Origin of the sequence: Burkholderia sp. Tr-862, assembly GCF_011753085.1 — a bacterium.
Taxonomy (GTDB): domain Bacteria; phylum Pseudomonadota; class Gammaproteobacteria; order Burkholderiales; family Burkholderiaceae; genus Burkholderia; species Burkholderia ambifaria.
Genome location: NZ_VWWG01000157.1, coordinates 1 through 14,480, shown reverse-complemented (window position 1 = coordinate 14,480; position 14,480 = coordinate 1). Strand labels below are relative to the sequence as shown.

At 68.4% G+C, this 14,480-nt stretch carries 16 protein-coding genes and 1 pseudogene; 7 read left to right on the top strand and 10 right to left on the bottom strand.

The features are described 5' to 3' along the window. The 6 genes from F3J14_RS28255 to pyk all read right to left on the bottom strand — a co-directional run. A partial coding sequence (locus F3J14_RS28255; RefSeq protein WP_166725755.1) for an L-threonylcarbamoyladenylate synthase occupies window positions 1-531 on the bottom strand: 531 nt, incomplete at its 3' end. A gap of 11 nt (window positions 532-542) precedes the next feature. Beyond that, the gene (locus tag F3J14_RS28250; RefSeq protein ID WP_166725754.1) at window positions 543-1,739 is read right to left on the bottom strand and encodes a 5-(carboxyamino)imidazole ribonucleotide synthase; all 1,197 of its coding nucleotides are present in this window, start codon (window positions 1,737-1,739) and stop codon (window positions 543-545) included. 81 nt (window positions 1,740-1,820) lie between these two features. Beyond that, window positions 1,821-2,342: a 5-(carboxyamino)imidazole ribonucleotide mutase gene (purE, locus tag F3J14_RS28245; RefSeq protein WP_166725753.1), complete on the bottom strand. Its 522-nt coding sequence runs from the start codon at window positions 2,340-2,342 to the stop codon at window positions 1,821-1,823. 66 nt (window positions 2,343-2,408) lie between these two features. Beyond that, complete coding sequence (locus F3J14_RS28240; RefSeq protein ID WP_006749977.1) at window positions 2,409-3,299, bottom strand: phosphoribosylaminoimidazolesuccinocarboxamide synthase; 891 nt, start codon at window positions 3,297-3,299, stop codon at window positions 2,409-2,411. A 221-nt stretch (window positions 3,300-3,520) separates the two neighbouring features. After that, on the bottom strand, window positions 3,521-4,585 hold the full coding sequence (gene fba / locus F3J14_RS28235) for a class II fructose-bisphosphate aldolase (protein ID WP_011657813.1): 1,065 nt from the start codon (window positions 4,583-4,585) through the stop codon (window positions 3,521-3,523). 388 nt (window positions 4,586-4,973) lie between these two features. Then, window positions 4,974-6,410: a pyruvate kinase gene (pyk, locus tag F3J14_RS28230; RefSeq protein ID WP_006749975.1), complete on the bottom strand. Its 1,437-nt coding sequence runs from the start codon at window positions 6,408-6,410 to the stop codon at window positions 4,974-4,976. On the opposite strand from pyk, the gene F3J14_RS36110 reads away from it, so the two are divergent. After that, window positions 6,409-6,537 (top strand): hypothetical protein, encoded by a 129-nt coding sequence (locus F3J14_RS36110; RefSeq protein WP_256097633.1) that lies wholly within the window; start codon window positions 6,409-6,411, stop codon window positions 6,535-6,537. The genes pyk and F3J14_RS36110 overlap by 2 nt on opposite strands. 157 nt (window positions 6,538-6,694) lie before the next feature. Here the strand turns inward: F3J14_RS36110 and F3J14_RS28225 are convergent, their stop codons facing one another. From F3J14_RS28225 to F3J14_RS28215, 3 genes are all read right to left on the bottom strand, one after another. After that, the gene (locus F3J14_RS28225; protein ID WP_166725752.1) at window positions 6,695-7,891 is read right to left on the bottom strand and encodes a phosphoglycerate kinase; all 1,197 of its coding nucleotides are present in this window, start codon (window positions 7,889-7,891) and stop codon (window positions 6,695-6,697) included. 281 nt (window positions 7,892-8,172) lie between these two features. Next, window positions 8,173-8,496 (bottom strand): AzlD domain-containing protein, encoded by a 324-nt coding sequence (locus F3J14_RS28220; RefSeq protein WP_006761763.1) that lies wholly within the window; start codon window positions 8,494-8,496, stop codon window positions 8,173-8,175. Continuing rightward, the gene (locus tag F3J14_RS28215; RefSeq protein ID WP_166725751.1) at window positions 8,493-9,248 is read right to left on the bottom strand and encodes an AzlC family ABC transporter permease; all 756 of its coding nucleotides are present in this window, start codon (window positions 9,246-9,248) and stop codon (window positions 8,493-8,495) included. The genes F3J14_RS28220 and F3J14_RS28215 overlap by 4 nt, the downstream gene beginning before the upstream one ends. Before the next feature lie 208 nt (window positions 9,249-9,456). Here F3J14_RS28215 and F3J14_RS28210 point away from each other — a divergent pair, with 208 nt between their 5' ends. The 6 genes from F3J14_RS28210 to F3J14_RS28185 all read left to right on the top strand — a co-directional run bounded on the left by F3J14_RS28210 (window position 9,457) and on the right by F3J14_RS28185 (window position 14,030). After that, window positions 9,457-10,380: a branched-chain amino acid transaminase gene (locus F3J14_RS28210; protein WP_166725750.1), complete on the top strand. Its 924-nt coding sequence runs from the start codon at window positions 9,457-9,459 to the stop codon at window positions 10,378-10,380. Window positions 10,381-10,430: 50 nt separating this feature from the next. Next, window positions 10,431-10,625 (top strand): zinc-finger domain-containing protein, encoded by a 195-nt coding sequence (locus tag F3J14_RS28205; protein WP_006749970.1) that lies wholly within the window; start codon window positions 10,431-10,433, stop codon window positions 10,623-10,625. 136 nt (window positions 10,626-10,761) lie between these two features. Beyond that, window positions 10,762-11,799 (top strand): lipopolysaccharide heptosyltransferase II, encoded by a 1,038-nt coding sequence (waaF, locus tag F3J14_RS28200; RefSeq protein ID WP_166725749.1) that lies wholly within the window; start codon window positions 10,762-10,764, stop codon window positions 11,797-11,799. Between the two features lie 115 nt (window positions 11,800-11,914). Beyond that, on the top strand, window positions 11,915-12,361 hold the full coding sequence (locus F3J14_RS28195) for a nuclear transport factor 2 family protein (RefSeq protein WP_006749968.1): 447 nt from the start codon (window positions 11,915-11,917) through the stop codon (window positions 12,359-12,361). A 33-nt stretch (window positions 12,362-12,394) separates the two neighbouring features. Then, window positions 12,395-13,432 carry a hydrolase gene (locus F3J14_RS28190; RefSeq protein ID WP_166725748.1) on the top strand — a complete coding sequence of 346 codons (1,038 nt, stop codon included), beginning with the start codon at window positions 12,395-12,397 and terminating at the stop codon, window positions 13,430-13,432. After that, a complete protein-coding gene (locus F3J14_RS28185) occupies window positions 13,425-14,030 on the top strand; it encodes a DUF2946 family protein (RefSeq protein WP_166725747.1) in 606 nt (201 codons plus the stop codon). Before F3J14_RS28190 ends, F3J14_RS28185 begins: the two co-directional genes overlap by 8 nt. 30 nt (window positions 14,031-14,060) lie before the next feature. On the opposite strand, the pseudogene F3J14_RS28180 reads toward F3J14_RS28185, so the two are convergent. After that, window positions 14,061-14,480 (bottom strand): annotated as a pseudogene (locus F3J14_RS28180) (M48 family peptidase); the annotation flags it as partial.

The window sequence follows — 14,480 nt, the reverse complement described above, 5'->3', positions numbered from 1 at the left end:
CGCGCCGCCGTCGAGCACGTGCACCGTGTCGCCGAATTCGTCGCGCACATGCTGAGCGGTAGTCGGGCTCACATGGCCGAAGCGGTTCGCGGACGGCGCGGCGACGCCACCGTGGCCGCCGCGTCGCGCGCTGAACGTGGCCAGCAGCGCCTGCGCGACCGGATGCGACGGGCAGCGCAGGCCGACCGAATCCTGCCCGCCGCTCACGGCGTCCGGGATGCGCGCATGGCGCTTCAGGATCAGCGTCAGCGGGCCCGGCCAGAACGCCTCGATCAGCGCCTGTGCATCGGCCGGCAGGTCGTCGGCCCAGTAGCCCGGATCGCCGCCGGGCGGCAGATGCACGATCACCGGATGGTTCGCCGGGCGCCCTTTCGCCGCGTAGATGCGCGCGACGGCCTCGGGATTCGCCGCGTCGCCGCCGAGCCCGTACACGGTTTCGGTCGGGAATGCGACGAGCTGCCCCGCGTCGAGCAGCGCGGCGGCCGCGTCGATCTGCACGCGCGTCACGGAGTTCGGGAGATCGATGGACATCGGCTGGCGCCTCAGTCGAGCGGCACGCGCAGCAGCTGCGCACACGCGGTGGCAGCGGCGACGGCGGCGTCGCGCGTCTCGGCCGTGAAGTTCACGTGGCCCATCTTGCGGCCGACGCGCGCTTCTTCCTTGCCGTACAGGTGCAGGTGCGCGGCCGGCATCGCGGCGACCGTGTCCCACGGCGGCGTGACGGCCTCGGCCGCCCCACCATTCGGAAACCACACGTCGCCGAGGATGTTCAGCATCGCGGCCGGCGAATGCTGGCGCGGGTTGCCGAGCGGCATGCGCGTCATCGCGCGCACCTGCTGCTCGAACTGGCTCGTTGCGCACGCATCGACCGTGTAATGGCCGGAGTTGTGCGGGCGCGGCGCCATTTCGTTCGCGACGAACGAGCCGTCTTCCAGCACGAAGAATTCGACGCACAGCACACCGACGTAGCCGAGCGTATCGGCGATCCGGACGGCCGCCTGCTGCGCCTCTTCGACACGCGCGGCATCGGCGGCCGGGGCCGGCACGATGGTCAGCGCGAGGATGCCGTTGTGATGCACGTTCTGCGCGAGCGGGAAGGCGGCCGAGCGGCCGTCCGCGCCGCGCGCGATCAGCGCGGACACTTCGTACTTCAGCGGCAGGCGCTTTTCGAGCACGCACGGCACGCCGCCGAGCGCCGCATGCGCATCGCGCGCTTCCTGCGCGGTGCTCACGCGCACCTGGCCCTTGCCGTCATAGCCGAGACGCGCCGTCTTCAGGATGCCCGGCAGCACCGCGTCGAGCGCGGCATCGTCGAGCGCGGCCAGTGCCGCCGCCGATTCGATCACGACGTGCGGTGCGACCGGCACGCCGGAGGACTCGATGAAACGCTTCTCCGCAATCCGGTCCTGCGCGACCGCGACGCAGCGGCCGGCCGGCGCGACGAACGTCGTGCGCGCGAGGAAATCGAGGCTCGCGGCCGGCACGTTCTCGAATTCCGTCGACACGGCTTCGCACAGTCCGGCCAGCTCGGCGAGCGCGGCTTCGTCGTCGTAGGCCGCGCGCAGGTGGCGGTCGGCGACCGCGCCGGCGGGGCTCGCCGGATCGGGATCGAGCACGGCGACGCGATAGCCCATCGACTGGGCGGCAAAGCAGAACATGCGGCCGAGCTGGCCGCCGCCGACCATGCCCAGCCACGCGCCGGGCAGGATCGGGGAAACGGAATCAGGAGTTGCGGTCATGTCAGTGGTCGGTCGCGGCGGGCGCTGCCCGCCGCTGTGAGGAAAGTCAGGCGGCCGCGACGCGCGGCCGCCGGTGCGCCGTCACGCCAGCGGCGGCAGCACCATGGCGTGCGCGGCTTCGTTCTGGCGCACGCGGAACGCGGCAAGCCGGTTCGCGTAGTCGACCGACGTGCTGGACAGGATCGACACCGCGAACAGCGCGGCGTTCGCGGCGCCGGCCTCGCCGATCGCGAACGTCGCGACCGGCACGCCTTTCGGCATCTGCACGATCGAGTGCAGCGAATCGACGCCCTTCAGGTACTTGCTCGCGACCGGCACGCCGAGCACCGGCACCGTGGTTTTCGCGGCCAGCATGCCGGGCAGATGCGCGGCACCGCCGGCGCCCGCGATGATCGCGCGCAGCCCGCGCTCGCGCGCCTTCTCTGCATAGTCGAACATCTCGTCGGGCATCCGGTGCGCGGACACGACCTTCGCTTCGTACGGCACGCCGAATTCCTGCAGGATCGCGACCGCGTTCTTCATCACGTCCCAGTCGGAACTCGAACCCATCAGCACGCCGATGAGCGGCGCGCTGTGCGTGTGGGCGGTCTGGACTTCACTCATTTTCGTCTGTCCTTGTCGACCCGAGTTAGCGCTTCAGCGCTTACTCGGGTCCCATGCAAAGCTCGCTTAGGCGAGCGGCTGGCCGGTGATGCGCTCGAGCGCTTCCTGGTACTTCGCGGCCGTCTTCTCGACGACGTCGGCCGGCAGCGCCGGCGCCGGCGCGGTCTTGCCCCACGGCTGCGTCTCGAGCCAGTCGCGCACGAACTGCTTGTCGAACGACGGCGGGTTGGTGCCGACCTGGTACTGGTCGGCCGGCCAGAAGCGCGACGAATCGGCCGTCAGCACTTCGTCCATCAGGTACAGCTTGCCGTGATTGTCGAGGCCGAATTCGAACTTCGTGTCGGCGATGATGATGCCGCGCGTCGCCGCGTAGTCGGCCGCTTCCTTGTACAGGCGGATCGAGATGTCGCGAATCGTCGCGGCCAGCTCGGTGCCGATGCGGCGCTCGGTTTCCTCGAACGTGATGTTCTCGTCGTGCTCGCCGAGCTCGGCCTTCGCGGCCGGCGTGAAGATCGGCTCGGGCAGCTTCTGCGCGTTCTGCAGGCCTTCCGGCAACTGCACGCCGCACACGGCGCCCGACGCCTGGTATTCCTTCCAGCCGCTGCCGGCCAGGTAGCCGCGCACGACCGCTTCGATCATGATCGGCTCGAGGCGCTTGACGACCACGCCGCGGCCCTTGACCTGCTCGACCTCGTCGGCCGCGACGACCGCTTCCGGCGCGTCGCCCGTCAGGTGGTTCGGCACGATGTGCGCGAGCTTGTCGAACCAGAAGTTCGCCATCTGGTTCAGCACGCGGCCCTTGTTCGGAATCGGCTCGCCCATGATCACGTCGAATGCCGACAGGCGATCGGTCGTGACGATCAGGAGCTTGTCGTTGCCGACCGCGTAGTTGTCGCGGACCTTGCCGCGACCGAGGAGCGGCAGCGAGCGGAGCGTGGATTCGTAAAGGGTAGACATCGTCTTTTCGCAGATAAGGAGCCAAACAAAAAGGGAAACGCCGTTCCCCGCGGCAGGCGGGAACGGCGGTCTTGCAATGCGTCGGCGAACCGGCGGGCGATCGTGCCCGCAGGTTGCCGGCCGGCCCTCGTTCGGCCGGACGGAACGGCTGCCGGGGCCGGATCAAATCCGGCAGCGGGCAGCCGGCCCCAGCCTTTCGGCGGGGCAATCGTACTACAGTCTCAGCGCACGACCTGCGCGAGCGCGCCGGACTTGTACTGTTCGGCGATCTTGTCGAGCGACACAGGCTTGATCTTCGCGGCCTGGCCTTCGCAGCCGAACGCGAGGTAGCGGTCGACGCACACCTTCTTCGCCGCTTCGCGCGCGGGCTTCAGGTAGTCGCGCGGATCGAACTTGCCCGGGTTCTCGAACAGGTAGCGGCGGATCGCGCCGGTGATCGCGAGACGCAGGTCGGTGTCGATGTTGATCTTGCGCACGCCGTGCTTGATGCCTTCCTGGATTTCCTCGACCGGCACGCCGTAGGTTTCCTTCATGTCGCCGCCGAACTGGCGGATTTCTTCCAGCAGCTCCTGCGGCACCGACGACGAACCGTGCATCACCAGGTGCGTGTTCGGGATGCGTGCGTGGATTTCCTTGATGCGCTGGATCGACAGGATGTCGCCCGTCGGCTTCTTCGAGAACTTGTACGCGCCGTGCGACGTGCCGATCGCGATCGCGAGCGCGTCACACTGCGTGAGCTTCACGAAGTCGGCCGCCTGCTCCGGATCGGTCAGCAGCTGCTCGCGGGTCATCGTGCCTTCCGCGCCGTGGCCGTCTTCCTTGTCGCCCTTCATCGTCTCGAGCGAGCCGAGCACGCCGAGTTCGGCTTCGACCGTCACGCCGATCGAGTGCGCCATCTCGACGACCTTGCGCGACACGTCGACGTTGTACTCGTACGAGGCGACCGTCTTGCCGTCGGCTTCGAGCGAACCGTCCATCATCACGCTGGTGAAGCCGCTGCGGATCGCGCCCATGCAGACTGCCGGCGACTGGCCGTGGTCCTGGTGCATCACGACCGGGATATGCGGATACGACTCGACCGCCGCTTCGATCAGGTGGCGCAGGAACGGCTCGCCCGCGTACTTACGCGCGCCGGCCGATGCCTGCATGATCACGGGCGCGCCGACCTGATCCGCCGCCGCCATGATCGCCTGGACCTGCTCCAGGTTGTTCACGTTGAAGGCAGGCAGGCCGTAACCGTGCTCTGCCGCGTGGTCCAGCAATTGACGCATTGATACGAGAGGCATTGTGGAACTCCTTGGAATGAAAACCGGTGCGCCCTGACGCCGGCGCGGCGCTCGCCTCCCGTTCGAACCGGGGCGGCACGGCGCGGCTGAGCGTCGAATAGCGGCATTTTATCGCGAAGCGCCTCCGATTCCGACCGCCCGGTGGCACCTGCTCGCAATTTGTTACCTTCGCACGGCACAATGCGGGCAAAAAACAGAAAAAAAGCCGCGCGGGGTACCAGACCCCGCGCGGCTTTCGTCAATAAACGGTGCCAGATCAACTCGGGCGGCCGATCTGCAGACCGGCCCGGCGCACGCCGGCGCTCTCAAGAAAACGCCGGGCCGCCCCCAAGTTTTCTTGCCCCCTCGGGGGGCCTGGCGCGAAGCGACAGGTTCGGGGGCGCTCAGCTCAATAATGCTCGCCGACCCGCACGATCTTCAGCGTGTTGGTGCCGCCCGCCTGCCCCATCGGCTCGCCGACGGTCAGCACGACCATGTCGCCGTGCTGCACGTAGCCCTGCTTGACGACGATCTCGAGCGCCGCCTGCAGCGCCGAGTCGCGGTCGCTGTTGAAGTCGACATGCAGCGGCGTCACGTTGCGGTACAGCGCCATCGTGCGCTCGCTGCCGACGCGCGGCGTCAGCGCGAAGATCGGTACGTGCGTGTAGTGACGCGACATCCACAGCGCGGTTGCGCCCGATTCGGTCAGCGCGATGATCGCCTTGGCACCCAGGTGATAGGCGGTGAACAGCGCGCCCATCGCGATCGACTGGTCGATCCGCGTGAACGTGCGGTCGAGGAAATCCTTGTCCAGCTCGACGTGCTCGGACTTTTCCGCCTCGACGCACACGGCCGCCATCGTCTCGATCGTGACGACCGGGTACTTGCCGGCGGCCGTCTCGGCCGACAGCATCACCGCGTCGGTGCCGTCGAGCACCGCGTTCGCGACGTCCGACACTTCCGCGCGGGTCGGCACCGGCGCGAGGATCATCGACTCCATCATCTGCGTCGCGGTGATCACGAGCTTGTTCGACTCGCGCGCCATCCGGATCATCCGCTTCTGCAGCGCCGGCACGGCCGCGTTGCCGACTTCCACCGCGAGGTCGCCGCGCGCGACCATGATGCCGTCGGACGCGTCGAGGATGCTCTGCAGCGCCGGAATCGCCTCCGCGCGCTCGATCTTCGCGATCATCTTCGGCTTGATGCCGTAAGGCGCGCCCGCGATGTTCGCGAGCTGGCGCGCCATTTCCATGTCGGTCGCGTTCTTCGGGAACGACACCGCGACGAGATCCGCGCCGAGCGACATCGCCGTGCGGATGTCCTCCATGTCCTTCGCGGTCAGCGCGGGCGCCGACAGGCCGCCGCCCTGGCGGTTGATCCCCTTGTTGTTCGACAGCTCGCCGCCCACCTTGACGACCGTGTGGATCTCGTCGCCGAGCACGCGCTCGACGGTCAGCACGATCAGGCCGTCGTTCAGCAGCAGCAGGTCGCCCGGCTTCAGGTCACGCGGCAGTTCCTTGTAGTCGAGGCCGACGCGCTCGTCGTTGCCGAGCTCGCAGCCCGCGTCGAGGATGAAGGCCTGGCCCGGCACGAGCATCGTCTTGCCGTTCTCGAACTTGCCGACGCGGATCTTCGGGCCCTGGAGGTCGGCCATGATCGCGATCTCGCGGCCGACCTTGCGGGCGGCCTCGCGCACCATCTCGGCGCGCTGGCGGTGATCGTCGGCCGTACCGTGCGAAAAATTGAGCCGCACGACGTCGAGGCCCGCCTGCATCATCTGCAGCAGAATCTCCGGCGAACTGGAAGCCGGGCCGATCGTGGCGACTATCTTGGTGGCGCGCTGCATGAAACTCCTCATCTGGATCAAGGTGGATGCGCTGGGTGAAACGCTGCGAGAGCCGGAATCGGCAGGCCCAGCGGCCGCCGTTCCGGGGGGCGTGCCGGTGCTTGCGCCCGGCATCGCTTTGTTCTGAATCTCGTGGTGCTGCACGGCCGCGTCGCCGGCGGCCGCCGGTGCGCGCGGGGCTGAGTTCGCCCGCGCGGGCGCGCGTTTGCGCTTGCCCGCGCCGGCCGGCTGCTCCGCTGTCGCGGAGCGCGCGGCCCTGGTCACCCCTGCGCGCGCCGCCACGCTCAGGCCGCCCGCGTTTCGAGCACTTCCACCGCCGGCAGCTTCTTCCCCTCGAGGAACTCGAGGAAGGCGCCGCCGCCGGTCGAGATATAGCTGACCTGGTCGTGGATGCCGTACTTCGCGATGGCCGCGAGCGTGTCGCCGCCGCCCGCGATCGAGAACGCGGACGATTTGGCGATCGCTTCGGCGAGCGTCTTGGTGCCGTTGCCGAACTGGTCGAACTCGAACACGCCGACCGGACCGTTCCACACGATCGTGCCGGCCTTCTCGAGCTGGCTCGCGAGCGCCTTGGCCGTATCCGGGCCGATGTCGAGGATCATGTCGTCCGCTTCGATGTCGGCGACCTGCTTCACCGTGGCCGCGGCCGTCGGCGAGAATTCCTTGGCCGTCACGACGTCGGACGGGATCGGCACCGACGCGCCGCGCTCGCGCGCTTCGTCGATGATCGCCTTCGCCTCGGCGACGAGATCGGCTTCCGCGAGCGACTTGCCGATCGACAGGCCGGCCGCGAGCATGAACGTGTTCGCGATGCCGCCGCCGACGATCAGCTGGTCGACCTTCCCGGCGAGCGACTTGAGAATGGTCAGCTTGGTCGACACCTTCGAACCGGCGACGATCGCCACCAGCGGGCGGGCCGGATTGCCGAGCGCCTTGCCGAGCGCGTCGAGTTCGGCCGCCAGCAGCGGGCCCGCGCACGCGACCGGCGCGTACTTCGCGATCCCGTGGGTGGTCGCTTCCGCGCGGTGCGCGGTGCCGAACGCGTCGTTCACGTACACGTCGCAGAGCTTCGCCATCTTCTGGGCGAGCTCGTCCGAGTTCTTCTTCTCGCCCTTGTTCACGCGGCAGTTCTCGAGCAACACGACCTGGCCCGGCGCGACGTTCACGCCGTTCTCGACCCAGTTCGGGACCAGCGGCACGTCGCGGCCGAGCAGTTCGGCGAGGCGCTTCGCGACCGGCGCGAGCGAGTCTTCGGGCTTGAATTCGCCTTCGGTCGGACGACCGAGGTGCGACGTGACCATCACGGCCGCGCCGGCGTCGAGCGCGGCCTGGATGGCCGGCACGGACGCGCGCACGCGCGTGTCTTCGGTGATGTTGCCGTGATCGTCCTGCGGGACGTTCAGGTCGGCGCGGATGAACACCCGCTTGCCGGCGAGCTGGCCGGCGGCGATCAGGTCGGTAAGACGCTTGACTTGGCTCATGTTGAACAGATTGAAGTAGTGGATGGGGAAAGGGGGTTCACGCTGGACGTGCGCGGGCAGCCGCGAAAGGGCGCCGGATGCGGCCGTGGCTGGCGGTTCGCATGACGCGCACGGGTAAAAAAATCTTGAACGGGCATTCTAGCCGATCCATCCGGCAGACTGACCCGTGCGGCGGCGAATTCCGCCTATTTGGGATCGCACGCGCCTGCCGACACATTGCCGCAATGCAGCAAAGTGCAGGCGCAAGCCGCCGGTGCCCGCCCGGCAGGGACGGCGATTCGTCAGAAGATCAGGCGCAGCACGGTGAAGACCAGCATTCCGATCACGATCGTGCCGAGCATGCTGCGCCGCCACAAAAACCAGCCGAGGCCGGCGAGCGCCGCGTAGAACGGATGGTTGGACAGCGCGAACGACAGCCCGGCCGGCGTTTCGAGCACGTCGGGCAGCACGACCGCGACGAGCGCGGCGGCCGGCGCGTAGCGCAGCGCGCGCTGCGCACGCTCGGGCAGCACGGTGCGTTCGCCGCCGAGCAGGAACAGCGCGCGCGTGACGGCCGTGACGATCGTCATCCCGACGATCACGATCCAGATTTCCGTCGCGCTCATTCGATTTCCTTCTCGTGCACGGTTTCGGTGCGGATGCGGCGCCAGTCGGCGCGTTCGACGAAGAAATCGGCCGTGCAGCCGGCCGCGAGCGCGGCCAGCACCGCGATCGGCAGCGCGAGCCGGTACGGCAGGTCGAACGCGATCAGCGACACGATGCCCGCGACCGCGACGGCGGCGAGCGTCGAGCGGTTCGCGACCGCCGACACCATGATCGGGATCAGCGCGAGCGTGCCGGCCAGCTCCAGCCCCCAGCTCGCGGGAAAGACGCTCGCGAGCAGGATGCCGGCGAGCGACGACACTTGCCACGACAGCCAGCTCGCGAGCGCCATCCCCCAGAAGTAGGCTTCCTTGCCCGGCACCTGGCCGTACGCGAAGCCCTGTTTCTGGAACAGCAGGTAGATCACGTCGCCATTGAAATAGCCGATCGCGAGGCGCCGCCACAGCGGCAGGTAGGAAAAATGGGGAGCAAGCCCGGCGCTGAAGATCACGAAGCGCATGTTGACCATCGCGGCCGTGAGCAGGATCGTCCAGACCGGCAGCTTCGCGACGAGGAGCGGCAGCACCGCGAGCTGCGACGAGCCCGCGTAGACCAGGATCGACATCGCGCTCGCCTGCCCGAGCGTCATCACCGACTTGCTCATCGCGACGCCGGTCACGAGCCCCCAGGAGAGGATTGCCATCAGTGTCGGGGAATAGTCGCGCGCGCCCTGGATCAGCGCGAAGCGGTCGGTGGCGGACAATCGAGCGAGCATCGGAAAGCGGGCCGCGGCGGGCGGTTCGTGCGGGCTCCGGCGTCTCCTGCCGGGACGGCCCGTCGTTATTGGAATCGGTACCGGATGATTATAGCCCCGGCCCTGCGCCGACCGACCGGCTCGACACCAAATGACGCTAAAATAAGCGTCTTTCCGGCTCAATGCTGCACACAGGCCGCTGTACCCAATTGCTTCACAGGAGAATCCCATGTCAATGGCCGACCGCGACGGCAAGATCTGGATGGACGGCAAGCTGATCGATTGGCGCGACGCCAAGATCCACGTCCTGACGCATACGCTGCACTACGGCATGGGCGTCTTCGAGGGCGTGCGCGCGTACCGGACGGCCGACGGCAGCACCGCGATCTTCCGCCTGCCCGAGCACACCAAACGTCTGCTGAATTCGGCGAAGATCTTCCAGATGGACGTGCCGTTCGACCGGGAAACCCTCGAAGCCGCGCAGCTCGAAGTCGTGCGCGAGAACAAGCTCGAGTCAGGCTACCTGCGCCCGATCATCTGGGTCGGCTCGGAAAAGCTCGGCGTGTCCGCGAAGGGCAACACGATCCACGTCGCGATCGCCGCGTGGCCGTGGGGCGCGTACCTCGGCGAGGAAGGCCTCGCGAAGGGCATCCGCGTGAAGACGTCGTCGTTCACGCGCCACCACGTGAACGTGTCGATGGTGCGCGCGAAGGCGTCGGGCTGGTACGTGAACTCGATCCTCGCGAACCAGGAAGCGACCGCCGACGGCTACGACGAAGCGCTGCTGCTCGACGTCGACGGCTACGTGTCGGAAGGCTCCGGCGAGAACTTCTTCCTGGTGAACAACGGCAAGCTGTACACGCCCGACCTGTCGTCGTGCCTCGACGGCATCACGCGCGACACGATCATCACGCTCGCGAAGGACGCCGGCATCGCGGTGATCGAGAAGCGCATCACGCGCGACGAGGTCTATACGGCCGACGAAGCGTTCTTCACGGGCACGGCCGCCGAAGTCACGCCGATCCGCGAACTCGACAACCGCACGATCGGCAGCGGCGCGCGCGGTCCCGTGACGGAAAAGCTCCAGTCTGCGTTTTTCGATATCGTGTCGGGCAAGAACGCGAAGTACGCGCACTGGCTGACGAAGGTCTGAGCGCGCCGCGCCACCGACCGCCCCACCACAGAGTGATAAGAGAAAGTCTCATGAGTGAAATCAAGGAAATGCCGCTGGTCGAACTGACGGCCAAGGATCTCCCCGCCTACTGCCCGAACCCGGCCATGGCGCGCTGGAGCGCGCACCCGCGCGTGTTCATCGACGTCTCGCACGGCGAGGCGCGCTGCCCGTACTGCGGCACGCGCTACAAGCTGCGCGACGGCGAGGTGGTCAAGGGCCATTGAGCCCGGCCGGGCCCGCGGGCCCGCCGCACGCGAGGCGGCGCAGCCGGAACCCCGGCGCGCCGCCCTTTTCCTGTTCTGACAACCCGAACGCGGTGCATGCGCGCCGTGCTTCATTACGACATCGGAAGTCGACCTGATGCGTCGAGCGCTGGTTATCGCACCGAATTGGATCGGTGACGCATTGATGGCGCAGCCGCTTTTTGCGCTGCTGAAAAAAATCCATCCCCGCATCGCGATCGATGCCGTCGCGCCCACCTGGGTCGCGCCCGTGCTCGAGCGGATGCCCGAGATCCACGATGTCTACGCGACCGACCTCGCGCACGGCAAGCTGCAGCTGCTGCGCCGCTGGCAGCTCGCGAGCGACCTGCGCGACGTCGGCTACGACGCGGCGTACGTGCTGCCGAATTCGCTGAAGTCCGCGGTGATCCCGTGGCTCGCGAACATTCCGCTGCGGATTGGCTACACGGGCGAGCACCGCTACGGCCTGCTCAACGTGCGGCACGCGAACCCCGACAAATCGGCCGAGCGTCCGCCGATGACGACCCACTACGCGGCGCTCGCGTATGCGCCGGGCGCGAAGCTGCCCGAGTCGATGAAGACGCTGCCCCCGCCGCGCCTCGACGCCGACCTGAACGAGACGGCGCGCGTGTCCGCGCGTTTCAATCTCGATACGCGCAAGCCGCTCGTCGTGTTCTGCCCCGGCGCGGAATACGGCCCGGCCAAGCGCTGGCCGCCCGAGCACTTCGCGACGCTCGCGACGATCGTCCACCAGTCGTTCCCGTACACGCAGATCGTCGCGCTCGGCTCGCAGAAGGACGCCGCCGCCGCGCAGGCGATCGCCGACCACGCGCCGAACGTGCGCAACCTGTGCGGGCAGACGTCGCTGTCCGAGGCGTGCGCGCTGATCGCGCGTGCGAACGCGGTCGTGACCAACGATTCCGGGCTGATGCACGTCGCCGCCGCGCTGCGACGGCCGCTCGTCGCGTTGTACGGATCGACTGATCCGCGCCACACCCCTCCGCTGTCGGACCTGGCGAAGGTACAATGGCTTCATCTCGAATGCAGTCCCTGCTTCGAACGCGAGTGCCCGCTCGGCCATCTGAAATGCCTGCGCGAACTCGGTCCCGAGCAGGTATTCGGCGATTTGCGCGGCATGCTCGTCGGGCAGCGCTGACCCTGACCGGCAGCGTCGCACGACGTGCCGGGCAATCCGATTCACCGGTGCACGGCGGCCCCACCCGGGCCGCCGTGCTGAATACGGCGCGCGACGCGCGCGAGAGATAACCCCGATGCCACGTTTTGCCCGCCTCTTCGAAGCCGCTGCCGATACGCTGAACGCCTACTACCAGGCCGTCGCCGATGCCAATCTCGACGCGCTGCTGGGGTTGTGGATCGACGAGGACTTCGCCAGCTGCGTCTGGGCCGACGGCGAGCATCTGCACGGCCTCGACCAGATCCGCAGCGGGCTGGCCAACCGGCTCGCGACGCGCCCGGTGACGATCGAACCGCTCGACATCCGCGTATACGACAGTCTCGGCACCGTCGTCTATACGATCGCCGAAGCACATCAGCAGGCCGACCTGACGGCCGAACCCGACATGGTTTTCGCGACGTACGTGATGATTCACGAACGCGGCGAGTGGCGCATCGCGCATATTCACGCGAGCCCGATTCCTGAACAGGCGGCCGGACAATTCGCCGCGAAGATCCGTCACGGGCAGGGTCCGCTGCACTGACGAACAACGAAGCAACGCATTAGCGGGGCGATCATGAGTACGGCTTCTCCGCCCACCTCGCCGCTGACCGGGGCCCCGGCCCCCGACGACGATTCACTGCGCTATCGCGCACCGCGCTGGCTGCCGAACAGCCATGTGCAAACCATCGTGCCCGCGCTGTTCGCACGGCGTCCGGCTGTCGCCTACCGACGAGAGCGATGGGAAACCCCCGACCACGACTTCATCGATCTCGACTGGGTCGCGCATCTCGACAGTGCCGCGCCGCCACCCGACGCACCGCTGTTCGTGCTGTTCCACGGCCTCGAAGGCAGTTCCGGCTCGCACTACGCGCTGGCGATGATGGCCGCCGCGCGCGCGAAGGGCTGGCACGCGGTCGTCCCGCACTTTCGCAGCTGCAGCGGCGAGTTGAACCGTCAGCCGCGCTTCTACCATCTCGCCGACAGCGCCGAAGTCGACTGGATCCTGCAGCGGCTCGCCACGCAGCATCGCGGGCCGATCGTCGCGGCCGGCGTGTCGCTCGGCGGCAACGTGCTGCTGCGCTGGCTCGGCGAGCACCGCAGCGACACGTCGATCGTGCACGCGGCCGCCGCGATCTCGACGCCGATCGACGTGCATGCGGGCGGGCGCGCGCTGTCGCAGGGCTTCGCGATGGTCTATACGCGCAGCTTCCTGAAGACGCTCAAGCGCAAGGCGCTCGCGAAGCTCGATCAGTACCCGGGCCTGTTCGATCGCGACGCGATGCTGCGAGCCGTGACGATGCGCGACTTCGACGAGGTCGTGACCGCGCCGCTGCACGGCTTCGCCGATGCCGACGACTACTGGACCCAGGCCACGACGCGGCCGCTGTTGCCCGCAATCGACGTGCCCACGCTGATCCTCAACGCCCGCAACGATCCGTTCCTGCCCGAATCCGCGCTGCCGAGCCCCGCCGACGTGTCGCCGGCCGTCGAGCTCGACCAGCCCGCGGACGGCGGCCATGCGGGATTCATGACCGGACCGTTCCCCGGCCGCCTCGACTGGCTGTCGGCGCGGGTGTTCGGCTATTGCTCGAAATTCGTCGACCATGGATGACATCGTCAGGCAGGCCCTCGCCAAGTGGCCGAACGTGCCGCACTGCACCGGCTGGCTGCTGCTCGACCGGCGCGGCGAGTGGCGGCTGCGCGACGACGCCGCGCAGGCCGCCGGCGAGCTCGGCTCGCCGATCCGGCATGCGGCGCTCAACGCGTTCATCGGACGCAACTACGAATGCGACGCGCACGGCCAGTGGTTCTTCCAGAACGGGCCGCAGCGCGTGTACGTCGAGCTTGCGTACACGCCGTGGGTCGTGCGCCTGGCCGAACGCGACGGGCAGCTCACGCTCGCCGACCAGACCGGTGCGCCGTTCGAGCCCGACGCCGCATGGCTCGACGATGCGGGCGGTGTGCTGTTCCGCGCGGCGGGCACGCCGCCGCGCATCGCGGCGCTGCACGACCACGACCTCGGCCTGTTCGCCGATCATGCGGACTTCGACGCGACGCCGCCCGTGCTGCGCTGGCGTGAAGGGCGCACGCTGGCGCTCGGCAACCTGGCGGGTGCCGATGTGCCGGCAACGTTCGGCTTCGTCGTGAGTCCCGCGCAGCGGGCGCGTCGCGACACGCCGGATGGTAGCAACGGCAGCGCCGCACGCTGAAGCGCCCCCGCCCTGCCCGTCTGACGGCCGTTATCCGCGGCCGTTCTTCTCGTCCTCGCGCTCTTCCTTGTAGCGCGCCTCGAATTCCAGCAGCCGCGCGCCGATGATCGACTGGTCGTAGAACGACACGTCCTTCGCGTCGCGCGCCTCCTTCAGCTGGCGAATCGCCGACGGCCACGCGCCGTCGAGCGCCAGCTTCTCCGCGAGTGCACGGCGCCGCGCGAGCACGTCGCCCTTGCCGTCGCTCGCCTTCGCGAGGTAGTCCCACCAGTCCGGCTGCTCGGGGTCCGCTTTCGCCTGCTTGCGGGCGAGCATCTGCGCTTCGTCGAAGCGGCGCGCGGCGATCAGTGCCTGCAGGTGCGCGACGATCGCCGCGTGCGACGCCGGCCAGCGCCGCTGCGCGAGCGCGGCGAGCCGCACCGCATCGTCGGTCCGGCCCGCGCGGCGGGC

What these genes read in the sequence shown, in the direction of transcription:
- F3J14_RS28220 (WP_006761763.1), bottom strand. Translation starts at nt 8,496, where the DNA reads ATGAGCGCGACGGAAATCTGGATCGTGATCGTCGGGATGACGATCGTC.
- waaF (WP_166725749.1), top strand. Translation starts at nt 10,762, where the DNA reads ATGCGTCGAGCGCTGGTTATCGCACCGAATTGGATCGGTGACGCATTG.
- F3J14_RS28195 (WP_006749968.1), top strand. Translation starts at nt 11,915, where the DNA reads ATGCCACGTTTTGCCCGCCTCTTCGAAGCCGCTGCCGATACGCTGAAC.
- F3J14_RS36110 (WP_256097633.1), top strand. Translation starts at nt 6,409, where the DNA reads ATGAAACTCCTCATCTGGATCAAGGTGGATGCGCTGGGTGAAACGCTG.
- F3J14_RS28225 (WP_166725752.1), bottom strand. Translation starts at nt 7,891, where the DNA reads ATGAGCCAAGTCAAGCGTCTTACCGACCTGATCGCCGCCGGCCAGCTC.
- purE (WP_166725753.1), bottom strand. Translation starts at nt 2,342, where the DNA reads ATGAGTGAAGTCCAGACCGCCCACACGCACAGCGCGCCGCTCATCGGC.
- F3J14_RS28240 (WP_006749977.1), bottom strand. Translation starts at nt 3,299, where the DNA reads ATGTCTACCCTTTACGAATCCACGCTCCGCTCGCTGCCGCTCCTCGGT.
- F3J14_RS28250 (WP_166725754.1), bottom strand. Translation starts at nt 1,739, where the DNA reads ATGACCGCAACTCCTGATTCCGTTTCCCCGATCCTGCCCGGCGCGTGG.
- fba (WP_011657813.1), bottom strand. Translation starts at nt 4,585, where the DNA reads ATGCCTCTCGTATCAATGCGTCAATTGCTGGACCACGCGGCAGAGCAC.
- F3J14_RS28185 (WP_166725747.1), top strand. Translation starts at nt 13,425, where the DNA reads ATGGATGACATCGTCAGGCAGGCCCTCGCCAAGTGGCCGAACGTGCCG.
- F3J14_RS28190 (WP_166725748.1), top strand. Translation starts at nt 12,395, where the DNA reads ATGAGTACGGCTTCTCCGCCCACCTCGCCGCTGACCGGGGCCCCGGCC.
- F3J14_RS28210 (WP_166725750.1), top strand. Translation starts at nt 9,457, where the DNA reads ATGTCAATGGCCGACCGCGACGGCAAGATCTGGATGGACGGCAAGCTG.
- pyk (WP_006749975.1), bottom strand. Translation starts at nt 6,410, where the DNA reads ATGCAGCGCGCCACCAAGATAGTCGCCACGATCGGCCCGGCTTCCAGT.
- F3J14_RS28205 (WP_006749970.1), top strand. Translation starts at nt 10,431, where the DNA reads ATGAGTGAAATCAAGGAAATGCCGCTGGTCGAACTGACGGCCAAGGAT.
- F3J14_RS28215 (WP_166725751.1), bottom strand. Translation starts at nt 9,248, where the DNA reads ATGCTCGCTCGATTGTCCGCCACCGACCGCTTCGCGCTGATCCAGGGC.